This window comes from Acinetobacter sp. YH16031 (assembly GCF_013417335.1).
Taxonomy (GTDB): domain Bacteria; phylum Pseudomonadota; class Gammaproteobacteria; order Pseudomonadales; family Moraxellaceae; genus Acinetobacter.
On the sequence record NZ_VPED01000010.1, the window covers coordinates 1 to 11876 of the forward strand.

The window sequence follows — 11876 nt, forward strand, 5'->3', positions numbered from 1 at the left end:
CGGATGCATATATTGCAGAAATTACTCAACGCTTGAATCATCGTCCAAGAAAAAGACTCGGCTTTAAAAGTCCGAGTCAGGTATTATGGCAACAACATGGTGTTGCACTTCAAATGCTAATCTAAGTATTTAAATCTTGATCAAAATTCTTCTATTAAAAAAGAATAATACTTTTAAAAGAAACTCATCAGAGAATGAATTAAACCCCATAAAGTCCCTTTACAAATAAAATGAATAAGGTAGTTATGGTCATTGTTTACAAATTGTAATCCACCTATATTAAAATAAACATTAAGTAATTAATTATAAGAATTTCATAATTTTAATTAATTTAAAATAAGAGTACTAGGAATGGACTACTGGAACAGTGTTTTATTTGTATCGATTATAATGGTGGTAGGTTTAGCCATTATTGTCATGCTGGTAGGCTGCAAGATGTGGAAAAACCTGGTGGTGACTTTATTGATCTCTACAACAATCGGCTTTCTGATTATATGTACCATTAACTTTATCTTTGGTGAAAATCTACATTTACCTTGGATTCCCGATCAGAGCTGGCATCATAAAATCACCTTGGAAATTGCCCTGATGAGCTTACTGATTGGTGGGGTGAGTACCTTTATTATTATGCTGGGAACCATGATTTCGAAAAATAATCGTTAAATCATAAAATTAGATGCATTTACTTGAAAAAGTATACATTTATAAGCAAGGTATTATTATTTTTTATTCAGGTTTTTAATTAATTTTCTAAACGAGATAAAATACCCAAGGTGAGTATATATACTGATTTGATTTAGAAGATATTAATCCTCGTGTATTTCACATTTTTTGCAGTCCAATAAGACGCCCAGTTTTTCTTTGCGGCCTTGTTCAGTCATGACCCAGGGACGGTTTTGCCAAGGTGGATCATGCCGTACATGCTGACCATGACCACAGGCCAGCTCAGCAACCCAATGATTTTCTTCATCCAGATGGAAGCCGACAATTGCTTGCAGCATAATAAATGCTCGTGTTGATTAAAGTATTTAAGCATTTATACAAAATTAGTCATGCAAAATCACCATAAACAAAAGAAACTGCACAGGCTATACTCCTTGCTAATGTATTTTTAAGAAAGAGCACAGAGACATGCGCGTACTTGTTGTGATGGATCCCATCGAAAATGTAAACCTGAAAAAAGATTCAACCATGGCCATGTTATGGGCAGCTGCACGCCGTGGACATGAACTGGGGTATGCATTACAGCAAGATTTATATATCGATCAAGGGAAGGCTTTTGGTCTGATCTCGCCTTTGCAGGTATTTGAAGACTATAATCATTACTACGAACTGGGCGAAAAGAAAAAAGAATCGATTGCAGCTTATGATGTGGTGCTGATGCGTAAAGATCCGCCATTCGACATGAACTTTGTCTATACCACTTATATTCTGGAACAGGCAGAACGTGAAGGGGCATGGATTATCAACAAACCGCAAAGCCTGCGTGACTGCAATGAAAAGCTGTTTGCTACTCAGTTCCCGTATTTGCAAGTTCCGACTTTGGTAACGTCGCAACAAAGCCTGATCCGTGAATTTTTAAAAGAACATGTCGATGTCATTGTAAAACCATTGGATGGCATGGGCGGCACCGGAATTTTCCGTCTCTATCAGGATGGTATCAATATTGGCTCAACCATTGAAATTCTGACCAACAATGGTAACCAGCCGATTATGGCACAGCGTTATATTCCTGAAATTGTAGAAGGGGATAAGCGTATCCTGATGATCAATGGCGAACCCGTGCCGTATTGTCTGGCCCGTATTCCGCAAAATGGTGAGGTGCGCGGCAATCTGGCAGCGGGTGGTTTAGGCCAAGCGCGTCCATTAACTGAGAATGATAGAGCCATTGCAGCGCAAGTGGGTCCTTATCTCAGAGAAAAAGGCTTGGTATTTGTTGGTCTGGATGTGATTGGCAATTATGTCACTGAAATTAACGTCACCAGTCCAACCTGTATTCGTGAAATTGATACCCAGTTTGGTACCTCCATTGCAGATGATCTGTTTGATGTACTGGAAGCCGGTCTGGATCAAGCCTAAGCTTTCAATAATAAAAAAGAGCCTCATCTGAGGCTCTTTTTTATTGGGCATAACGCCTGAATAAAAGCAGGGTCATTAAGATTCCTAATACGGAGAGGCTGGCGGTAACTGCCGCGATATAAGCCCAATTCTGTGTGGTCGAAACCAGTGCCGCGCTCAAAGGCGGCACAAAAAATTGAGCACAGGCTGAAAGCTGTAAAACCAGACCCACACTGGCTGCTGCGGCATTGGCACGCGGGGCATGCTGCAAAGTAATGGCAAAAACGGTGGTCGGGATGAGTCCGCCAATCAGTGAAAACAGTACAGCACTTATAAACTGCAAGTCGAACATGAGCCATGAGCTAAATGCAAAAGCCAGAAAGCTGCTGCACAGCATGGCTATAAATCCGGTGCTGAATAGCGTCTTAGGTTTCCAGCCACGTTCTAACAACATACCTGCACCAAAAGTGCCGCCTAGATTGGCAAGCACCACGATTGAAACCAGAACGCCTGCAACTTTTAAATCAATACCGTGTTCGACGTACCTGCTGGGCAGGAACCCGGTCACGGTAATCCACTGACTGGTATAACAGGCAAAAATAATAGCTAAACACAGAATGGGTGGATGGGTGAGGGTGACTTTGACAATCTGCCAGAATGAAGTATTTGATGGTGTTGAATGAGTAGTTGTGTTGGGTGTAAATGTGGCTGAATCTATTTGTAGGTACCGTTTAATGATGCCTGCAATGACCAAGCATAGACTGCCAAGAATGGCCCAAATATTTTGCCAGTTCAGGTATTCGAGTAAAACAGGAATACTAAAAACAGCCAGACTGACACCCACGCCCATATAGGAACTCCAAAGTCCCATTTTAAAATTCAGTGTTTCAGGCCGGCTGATCCGTTTTAAAATTGCAGGCGCGCACAAGGAAATAGTTAAAAATCCGATACCTTCGGTAAAGCGGAAGAAATATAAGGCTGTGGCATGCTGAATCCAGAGGCCAGCGATACTGCTCAATCCTAAAATGATTAACGCCAGAATCAGGCAGCGCTTTAAACCCACTTTTTCTGAAAAAGCACCAATACAAAGGGCAAACAGCATCCCGGCCCCTTGCACTAAAGATAGCGAAAACCCGGCTTGCGTAAAACTTAGACCTAAATTCTGTTGCAGAATGGGAATAACAGCAGACAGTTTACCGACATGCATGGCCGCCAGATAACCGGCTAAAATAATCCATAAGTCACGAATTGATATTTTTGACATCTATAATGCTTGAGTCCATTTAAGGAATATGCAGATCAATTTGAAAAAAATTATATAGATATAGGGATAACATAAAATTTTATTCAGATTTATATGATTTAGGCATAAGTTAATAGGATGAATTAAATGGAAAAATAGCCAGTAATTAGTGAAAAATGTATAGATCTGGGGAATGACTATAAAAAGATTAAATGAAAAATATTTAAAAATTATGCTTATATTTCACTTAAGTCTAAGGAAAAATGCAGACCTTATAATAAAACTAGTTTAAACTTCAAATTAGTATGAAAAAAACAATGAAACGCTTGTTGAAATAAGGTAAATAAACTTTCAAGGGCAAGCGTTTGTGATTACAATTGATGACTTAAATTAGACCTCCTGTTTCATTTTTTAAATTGAAGAATTAGACCGTGACCGACGCTCAGCAAAAACAGCCTAAACATGTCATGATGATGGCCGCAGGTACGGGTGGACATGTGTTTCCAGCGTTAGCCGTTGCAAAAGATTTACAACAACAAGGAATTGAAGTGTCCTGGTTGGCAACGCCAGCGGGCATGGAAAACCGATTATTAAAAAACCATAATATTCCAATTTATCAAATCGATATTCAAGGTGTGCGTGGCAATGGTTTTGTGCGTAAAGCCTTGGCACCATTTAAAATTTTAAAAGCTACTCTTAGTGCCATGAAGCATATGAAACAGCTCAAAGTCGAAGCTGTTGCAGGCTTTGGCGGTTATGTGGCAGGACCGGGTGGTCTGGCAGCGCGGATCCTGGGTATTCCTGTGATTATTCACGAACAGAATGCAGTTGCGGGTTTTACCAATACCCAATTGTCACGGGTCGCTAAAACGGTATGTCAGGCTTTTCCTGATACTTTCCCGGCACAAGATAAAGTAGTAACCACCGGTAATCCGGTACGTAAAGAAATTACAGAAATTTTAAATCCGTCCTGGCGTTATCAGGAGCGGGAAAAAGCTGGCCAGCCGCTACGAATTCTGATTGTTGGTGGTTCACTTGGGGCTCAGGCCTTAAATGAACGTGTACCGGAAGCCTTGAAACAGTTGAATGTGCCCTTAAATGTCTATCATCAGTGTGGTCAAAATCATGCTGAAGCAACGCGCGCACGTTATGCAGACAAACCCGCCTCCTTGCAAGTTGAAGTTCAGCCGTTTATTGAAGATATGGCCCAAGCTTATAGCGACGCCGATCTGGTCATTTGCCGTGCCGGTGCACTGACGGTTACTGAAATTGCAACTGCCGGTGTAGCCGCGATTTTTGTACCGCTACCAAGTGCGGTTGATGACCACCAGACTGCGAATGCCAAATTCCTGGCCAATCAGCAGGCAGCCAAAATCTGCCCGCAGGCTACTTTGACGCCAGACAGTTTAAAAACCTTATTAGAGCCGATGCTTGACCGTCAGGTATTGATGGAAATGGCGGTAAAAGCACGCCGTCAGGCTCAACCCGATGCGACCCAGCATGTGGTCCGTTTAATTCAAGAATTGTAATCCGAGTAAATTATGTCTCCAGTAACCCCAGCAGACCAAGCAAAGAAATTAATTAAAGTCCCGGAAATGCGCCGGATCAAGCATATCCATTTTGTGGGGATTGGTGGTGCAGGGATGTGCGGGATTGCTGAAGTACTGAAAAACCAGGGGTATAAAGTTTCTGGTTCAGACATCAAGGCCTCTAAAACTACGGCTCAATTAGAAGAAAATGGTATCAAGGTCTATATCGGCCATGCAGCCAGCAATATTAAAGGTGCCAATGTTATCGTGGTATCTACCGCGATTGATAAAGAAAACCCGGAAATCAAGGCAGCCCTTGAGACCCGTACACCTGTAGTCCGCCGTGCAGAAATGCTGGGAGAGCTGATGCGTTACCGTCATGGGATCGCGGTTGCAGGCACTCATGGTAAAACTACAACTACCAGCCTGATCACCTGTATGCTGGCAGAAGAAAATCTGGATCCAACTTATGTGATCGGCGGTTTGCTGAACCGTACTGGTGTGAATGCCGCTTTGGGTGCGAGCCGTTATATCGTGGCAGAAGCCGATGAATCAGATGCGTCATTCCTGTATCTAGAACCAATGGCTGCCGTGGTGACCAATATTGATGCTGACCATATGGATACCTATGGTGGTAGCTTCGATGTCTTGAAAGACACCTTTATCCAATTCCTGCAAAAACTACCATTCTATGGTTTAGCAGTGGTGTGTGGTGACGATGCCAATATCCGGGAAATCATGCCGCGTATTGGTCGCCCATTACTGACTTATGGTTTTAATGAAGACAATGACATTCGTGCTGTCGATGTTGTACAGGAAGGTATGCGCAGCCACTTTACCGTACTGCGTAAAGATCGTGAGCCGCTACGCGTGACTGTGAATCAGCCGGGTCTGCACAATGTGCTCAACGCCCTGGCTGCGATTGGGATTGCAACGGATGAAGGTGTATCTGATGCGGCTATTTGCCGTGCACTGGAAGGCTTTAGTGGCGTGGGTCGTCGCTTCCAGGTACAAGGTCAATTCGAACTTGAAGGCGGTGATGTGAAACTGGTCGATGACTATGGCCACCATCCAAAAGAAGTAGAAGCCACTATTAAAGCGGCTCGTGCCAGCCATCCAGATCGCCGTCTGGTGATGATGTTCCAGCCGCACCGTTTTAGCCGCACCCGTGACTGTTTTGATGACTTCGTAGAAGTGCTTTCACAAGTCGATCAACTGCTCTTACTTGAAGTGTATCCGGCAGGGGAAAAGCCAATTGTAGGTGCAGATAGTCGCGCATTGGCACGTAGTATCCGTTTACGTGGGGAAGTTGAACCAATCCTAATTGATCCGGTCGAGGGGAACCTGAGCCAGGTGATGAAAAAGGTATTGCAAGCAAATGACTTGTTATTAACCCAAGGCGCAGGTAATGTTGGAGCAATCTCAATCGAACTTGCTCAAAATCATTTATATGTAAAGTAAAATAGTCATGTTATGACTGATTGAACAGATTCAAAAAGTTTAAGGATATAAACGTGTCAAATGCTTCAAAATTCGGAAAAGTTGCCGTATTGCTGGGTGGTAAATCTGCAGAGCGTGAGGTTTCGCTAGATAGTGGAACCGCCGTACTTGAGGCATTAGTGCGTTCTGGGGTCAATGCAGAAGCGTTTGATCCACAAGAGCGTAGTGTTACCGAGCTAGTAAATTATGATCGTGCGTTTGTGGTATTGCATGGTCGTGGCGGTGAAGACGGCCAGATTCAGGGTGCGCTGGAATGGTTGAATATTCCATATACCGGTACAGGCGTACAGGGTTCTGCCATTGGTATGGATAAAGTCAAAACCAAACAGGTTTGGCAGGGTTCAGAATTACCTACTGCGCCATACCGGATTGTGACCAAAAACTCGAATGCGCAAGAAATTGTATCTACTCTAGATTTGCCGCTGATCATTAAGCCTGTACACGAAGGTTCGAGTATTGGCATGAGTAAAGTTGAAAAAGTAGAAGACTTTGCCGATGCGATTGCCAAAGCCACTGAACATGATGCCGTGGTTATGGCAGAGAAATGGATCACAGGCCGTGAATTTACCATTGTAATTCTGAATGGTCAGGCCCTACCTGTCATTCGTCTGCAACCGCCAGAAGATGTGGCTTTCTATGACTATGAAGCTAAATATCAGCGTAATGATGTGGAATATGGCATTCCATGTGGCTTAAGCGAGTCTGAAGAGAAAGAATTGCAAGCCTTGGCTCTACGTGCCTTCCAGGCGGTGGGTGCAAGTGGCTGGGGCCGTATTGATGCAATGCAGGATGAACAGGGTAAGTTCTGGTTACTGGAAGTGAATACTGTTCCAGGTATGACCAGTCATTCTCTGGTACCAAAAGCGGCAGCAGCCGTCGGCTATAGTTTTGATGCGCTCTGTGTAGCGATTCTGGAACAAACATTAAACGGTGCGGCACACTAAGTTATGGCTCAACTCCCAGCAACCATGCGCCGTAAACGTGCTGCGATTACCTCAATTCACGACAAGCCGCCGACACGCAAAGAGAAACTAACCAACCTGGGTGGTTGGGCCTTGTTGTGTGTCGCGCTGGTGGTGCTGGCTTTTGGGATTTTTGGCCTGTATAAGGTGATGACTGATGCTCAGGTAGCAGAGCTGAAAGTGGCAGGAACGCGTACAGCAGCTGAAGAGCGTCAGGTCATGCAGTACGTTTCACCGATTGTGACTGAAAACTATTTCACTTCGGACCTGGAATCGATTCGTGACCGCGCACTGGAATTGTCCTGGGTGGACCGTGTCGTAGTGTCTCGTGCCTGGCCAGACAAGATTCATGTCCGGGTGATGCCGCATCATGCTATTGCACGATGGGGTACAGGACGACTGCTAAGTGATAGTGGCATTATTTTCACTGAAGTCAGTCCTAAAGATTATTCAGCTTTACCGTTGCTGCATGGACCCTCTACTCATGCAAATACCATGATGCGACGTTATAATGAAATCAACCAGTTATTTTTACCACAAGGTATTCGTTTAAAAGAATTATATTTAACTGAACGAATGACGTGGTTTATGCAGTTTGATTCAGGTTTGCGTGTGATTGTCGATAAAGACCAGACCATGAGCAAGTTGCAACGTTTGAGTCATCTGTCCTATAGCGAACTAAAACCGGTATGGTCAAAAATTTCAGCGATTGACCTGCGTTATCGTAATGGATTGGCGATTCAATGGAAAAATTCAATTCCGCCTAAAATTGTAAATGGTCAATTTATTGTAACCATTAATGACACGGGCGTTGAGAATAATGTAACAGTAAAGCCATAATGACCGGCTTTAAAAACTAGAGGCCTTATAAAGCCATAAATCTAACAAACACGTAATGGTAGTAGTTAATAATGAGTGAAGCTGTTCCCTCGGTTGTGGCGATTGACATTGGGACACACAAAGTTTCAGTTTTGATTGGTAAGGTACACGCGCCAGACAATATCCAAGTGATTGGGATGGCGACCGCTCGTAACCGAGGCATGAATAAAGGAAAAATTGTCAGTCTCGATAAAGTCATTACCGCCATTAAAAACGCCGTACAAGAAGCGGAAGATATGGCTGAATGTCGTGTGCATTCTGCGTGGATTTCGATCCCGAGTGCTGAATTAAAAAGCTTTTATGCCTCGGGTCGTACCACCATTGATAATAGTGAACATTCAATTACGACCAGTGAAGTGGTACGGGCACTTGAGCTGGCCAAAGCCAGTCATGTCACCTCAGATCATTATCTGGTCAGTGCGGTACCATTGGGCTTCGAGCTGGATGATGCACCTGAGTGGGTACTCAACCCGATCCGTATGTCGGCACATAGCATGACCGGGCATTATCACTTGATGATGTTACCAATCAGCACCATGCAGAATATTGACCGCGCTTTAAAAGGGGCCAATATCGGTGTGGAGAAAATGGTGGTGTCCTGTCTGGCTACCGCTGAAGCCAGCCTGCTCAAAGATGAAAAAGAATATGGCGTGTGTCTGGTGGATATCGGTGCGGGAACCACCAATGTTGCTGTTTATCTGGATGGACGTTTGGCGTTAACCCATACCATTCAGCGTGGCGGTGAACATGTGACCCGTGATATTGCAGCAGTTTTACAGACCACGACAGAAGAAGCAGAACGTCTGAAATTGCTCTATGGCTGTGTTGACCTAAAAGTGGTTAAACCAGAGCATATGATTCAGTTCCAGGGCATTGATGGACCACAAACCATCAGCCGGATTGAACTGACTGAAATTATCATGGCGCGTTATGAAGAAATCATGGGTCTGGTGCGTGATGAACTGGTAAACCACGGTGCAATGCAAGGCCTGTATCATGGTGTGGTACTAACCGGTGATGCCAGTCAGATTGAAGGTATGGTCAGCTTTGTACGCCGTACCTTGGGTATATCTGCACATCTGGGCAATCCGCCGGTACAGGTCTATGCGGATGAACAGCACCAAGCAGCTTTACGTCGTTCCCAGTACGCAACAGTGGCTGGTTTGCTGATGTTTAGCCAGAGTGATACCCAGGAAACCCTCGTTGAAACTGAAGACGGGGACAAGTTATCAGTGACACAGCGCATTAAACGGGCATGGTCAGGTTTTAACGAAACGTTAAAAGCGATCTTTTAAGCGATTTTTATTGTGAATATTGTTGGGAAGTTGTAGTTAATCGGGCTTGTACTTGACAAGTGCCTGCTTGAGCAGCATTCTTAAAAACAATTTTTATCAAGATTAAGGCAGTATACGGGCTTAGTGACTGCCAATTATGAATTAGGAATTTTATAGGTCATGGCCTCATTTGAATTTTTCGAAGAAGATCATAGCGATAGCAATGGTCAAGCCCGTTTCACTGTATTTGGTGTAGGTGGTGCGGGTGGTAATGCTGTACAGCATATGTTGCAGTCCGATATCCAGGGCGTAAAGTTCGTCTGTGCCAATACAGACAAACAGGCACTGGATCGCATGGAAGCCGAATTTAAAATTCAGCTGGGCGAGCAAAGTACACGTGGTCTGGGTGCTGGAGCAAATCCACAGGTCGGTCAAGCGGCAGCAGAAGAAAGCCGTGAACTGATCCGCCAGCAGCTTGAAGGTACTGATATGGTTTTCGTCACTGCCGGTATGGGTGGTGGTACAGGTACTGGTGCTGCGCCAGTCGTTGCTGAAATTGCCAAAGAAATGGGTATCCTCACTGTTGGTGTCGTAACTACGCCATTCAACTTTGAAGGTAAACGCCGTCTGCAATCTGCTGAGAAGGGGATTGAAGCACTAGAACAGCATGTAGATTCTCTGATCATCATTCCAAACCAGCGTCTATTGAAAGTCTTCCGTGATATTTCAATGAAGGATGCGTATAAAAAAGCGGATGATGTACTGTTGAATGCGGTACGTAGTATCTTTGATCTGGTGGTACGTCCTGGTCACATTAACCTTGACTTCGCCGATCTGAAAACTGCAATGAGTACACGTGGTTATGCCATGATGGGGGTAGGCTTGGGTCGTGGTGAAAACCGTGCACGTCAGGCAGCAGAGCAGGCGATTCGCAGCCCATTATTGGATAACGTCACCATCATGAATGCCAAAGGTATTCTGATTAACGTGACTGGTGGTGATGACGTAACCTTCGGTGAAATTGAAGAAATTACTGATGTTGTAAACCAGATCGTGGATCTGGACGAAGGTCAGGTCTTCTACGGTACAGTATTTGATCCGGATGCACGTGATGAAATCAGCGTAACGGTGATTGCGACTGGTTTGACTCGCCATGCTGCAGATTCGGTTGAGCCAACTAAACGCGCGAATGTACAGGCAGCACGTCCATCATCATCACAGGCAGTAGTTGAAGATGATGATGTTCCAGCAATTCAGCGCCAGCAAAATGAAGCAGGTACAGCAGCTAATCCTGCAGCTTCAGTTTCTAGTCCGCGTCCAACGCCAATGAGCATCCAAGATTATCTTAAAAATCAACAGCGTAAATAATATGTAACAGCATGTGTTTACGATGATTGCACAGAAAAGGTGGCTTTAGAGCCACCTTTTGTTTTTTATCAATGGCCAAATATGCTAACGTATAGCGGTTTTATTGGTGAACAGATGATAAAAAGCATGTTGAAACAACGTACCCTGCAACGTATCGTGAAAGCGAGCGGAATCGGTCTTCATAGTGGGCAGAAGGTTATAATTAACTTTGTGCCACACCACGCCGATGGGGGCATTGTGTTTCGTCGTATTGATCTGGATCCACCTGTCGATATTCCTGCGGATGCCCTATTGATCCAGGAAGCCTTTATGTGTTCGAATCTGGTTCAGTCAAATGCCAAAGTGGGTACGATTGAGCATGTGATGAGCGCCATTGCGGGACTGGGCATTGATAACCTGATTATTGAAGTGTCAGCTTCAGAAGTTCCCATTATGGATGGCAGTGCCGGACCTTTCATTTATCTGCTCATGCAGGGCGGCTTGCAAGAACTAGATGCACCAAAGAAATTTATTAAAATTATTAAACCTGTTGAAGCCCTGATCGATGATAAACGGGCGATTTTCAGCCCACATGACGGCTTTCAGCTAAATTTCACTATTGATTTTGATCACCCTGCCTTTAAAAAAGAACATCAGTCTGCCAGCATCGATTTTTCTACAGAAACCTTCGTTTATGAAGTCAGTGAAGCGCGTACATTCGGCTTTATGAAAGACCTTGACTACTTGAAAGCCAATAATCTGGCTTTGGGTGCAAGCTTGGAAAATGCGATCGGTGTAGATGAAACCGGCGTGGTCAATGAAGAAGGTTTGCGTTTCTCGGATGAGTTTGTACGTCACAAAATTCTGGATGCAGTGGGGGATTTATACCTGCTAGGCCACCAGATTATTGCCAAATTTGATGGCTACAAATCAGGGCATGCTTTGAATAATCAACTATTGCGTAACGTGAAAAGTGACCCAAGCAGCTATGAAATTGTAACATTTGATGACGTAACTCAATGTCCAATTAGTTATGTAACTGTGACATAAGTCCTTGTCTTTGTGTCTTTGTGTTATAACTTAG

11 protein-coding genes are annotated in these 11876 nt (G+C 44.1%); 9 read left to right on the forward strand and 2 right to left on the reverse strand.

Annotation, left to right across the window (positions count from 1 at the left end; translation table 11 throughout):
• The first annotated feature begins 351 nt into the window (after positions 1–351).
• Positions 352–663 carry a hypothetical protein gene (locus FTV31_RS06465; protein ID WP_180013759.1) on the forward strand — a complete coding sequence of 104 codons (312 nt, stop codon included), beginning with the start codon at positions 352–354 and terminating at the stop codon, positions 661–663.
• A 143-nt stretch (positions 664–806) separates the two neighbouring features.
• Here FTV31_RS06465 and FTV31_RS06470 read toward each other — a convergent pair whose 3' ends face one another.
• Positions 807–1001 (reverse strand): DUF3565 domain-containing protein, encoded by a 195-nt coding sequence (locus FTV31_RS06470; protein ID WP_180013761.1) that lies wholly within the window; start codon positions 999–1001, stop codon positions 807–809.
• A gap of 130 nt (positions 1002–1131) precedes the next feature.
• Here FTV31_RS06470 and gshB point away from each other — a divergent pair, with 130 nt between their 5' ends.
• Positions 1132–2079: a glutathione synthase gene (gene gshB / locus FTV31_RS06475; protein ID WP_180013763.1), complete on the forward strand. Its 948-nt coding sequence runs from the start codon at positions 1132–1134 to the stop codon at positions 2077–2079.
• Between the two features lie 40 nt (positions 2080–2119).
• On the opposite strand, the gene FTV31_RS06480 is transcribed toward gshB, so the two are convergent.
• Positions 2120–3322, reverse strand: a complete 1203-nt coding sequence (locus FTV31_RS06480) for a CynX/NimT family MFS transporter (protein ID WP_180013765.1) — start codon at positions 3320–3322, stop codon at positions 2120–2122.
• Between the two features lie 410 nt (positions 3323–3732).
• On the opposite strand from FTV31_RS06480, the gene murG reads away from it, so the two are divergent.
• The 7 genes from murG to lpxC all read left to right on the forward strand — a co-directional run bounded on the left by murG (position 3733) and on the right by lpxC (position 11842).
• Positions 3733–4830, forward strand: a complete 1098-nt coding sequence (gene murG, locus FTV31_RS06485; RefSeq protein WP_180013767.1) for an undecaprenyldiphospho-muramoylpentapeptide beta-N-acetylglucosaminyltransferase — start codon at positions 3733–3735, stop codon at positions 4828–4830.
• A gap of 12 nt (positions 4831–4842) precedes the next feature.
• On the forward strand, positions 4843–6291 hold the full coding sequence (murC, locus tag FTV31_RS06490) for a UDP-N-acetylmuramate--L-alanine ligase (RefSeq protein WP_005232692.1): 1449 nt from the start codon (positions 4843–4845) through the stop codon (positions 6289–6291).
• A 53-nt stretch (positions 6292–6344) separates the two neighbouring features.
• A complete protein-coding gene (locus FTV31_RS06495) occupies positions 6345–7274 on the forward strand; it encodes a D-alanine--D-alanine ligase (RefSeq protein WP_180013769.1) in 930 nt (309 codons plus the stop codon).
• Between the two features lie 3 nt (positions 7275–7277).
• Positions 7278–8132, forward strand: a complete 855-nt coding sequence (locus FTV31_RS06500; protein ID WP_159123789.1) for a cell division protein FtsQ/DivIB — start codon at positions 7278–7280, stop codon at positions 8130–8132.
• Between the two features lie 71 nt (positions 8133–8203).
• On the forward strand, positions 8204–9466 hold the full coding sequence (ftsA, locus tag FTV31_RS06505; protein WP_180013771.1) for a cell division protein FtsA: 1263 nt from the start codon (positions 8204–8206) through the stop codon (positions 9464–9466).
• A 159-nt stretch (positions 9467–9625) separates the two neighbouring features.
• Positions 9626–10813 carry a cell division protein FtsZ gene (gene ftsZ, locus FTV31_RS06510; protein WP_180013773.1) on the forward strand — a complete coding sequence of 396 codons (1188 nt, stop codon included), beginning with the start codon at positions 9626–9628 and terminating at the stop codon, positions 10811–10813.
• A 126-nt stretch (positions 10814–10939) separates the two neighbouring features.
• Positions 10940–11842, forward strand: coding sequence for a UDP-3-O-acyl-N-acetylglucosamine deacetylase (gene lpxC, locus FTV31_RS06515; protein WP_180013775.1), 903 nt, complete (start codon positions 10940–10942; stop codon positions 11840–11842).
• Positions 11843–11876: the final 34 nt, after the last annotated feature.

Coding starts and splice junctions, on each gene's coding strand:
- murC (WP_005232692.1), top strand. CDS start 4,843: ATGTCTCCAGTAACCCCAGCAGACCAAGCAAAGAAATTAATTAAAGTC.
- FTV31_RS06470 (WP_180013761.1), bottom strand. CDS start 1,001: ATGCTGCAAGCAATTGTCGGCTTCCATCTGGATGAAGAAAATCATTGG.
- gshB (WP_180013763.1), top strand. CDS start 1,132: ATGCGCGTACTTGTTGTGATGGATCCCATCGAAAATGTAAACCTGAAA.
- ftsZ (WP_180013773.1), top strand. CDS start 9,626: ATGGCCTCATTTGAATTTTTCGAAGAAGATCATAGCGATAGCAATGGT.
- lpxC (WP_180013775.1), top strand. CDS start 10,940: ATGTTGAAACAACGTACCCTGCAACGTATCGTGAAAGCGAGCGGAATC.
- FTV31_RS06465 (WP_180013759.1), top strand. CDS start 352: ATGGACTACTGGAACAGTGTTTTATTTGTATCGATTATAATGGTGGTA.
- ftsA (WP_180013771.1), top strand. CDS start 8,204: ATGAGTGAAGCTGTTCCCTCGGTTGTGGCGATTGACATTGGGACACAC.
- FTV31_RS06480 (WP_180013765.1), bottom strand. CDS start 3,322: ATGTCAAAAATATCAATTCGTGACTTATGGATTATTTTAGCCGGTTAT.
- FTV31_RS06500 (WP_159123789.1), top strand. CDS start 7,278: ATGGCTCAACTCCCAGCAACCATGCGCCGTAAACGTGCTGCGATTACC.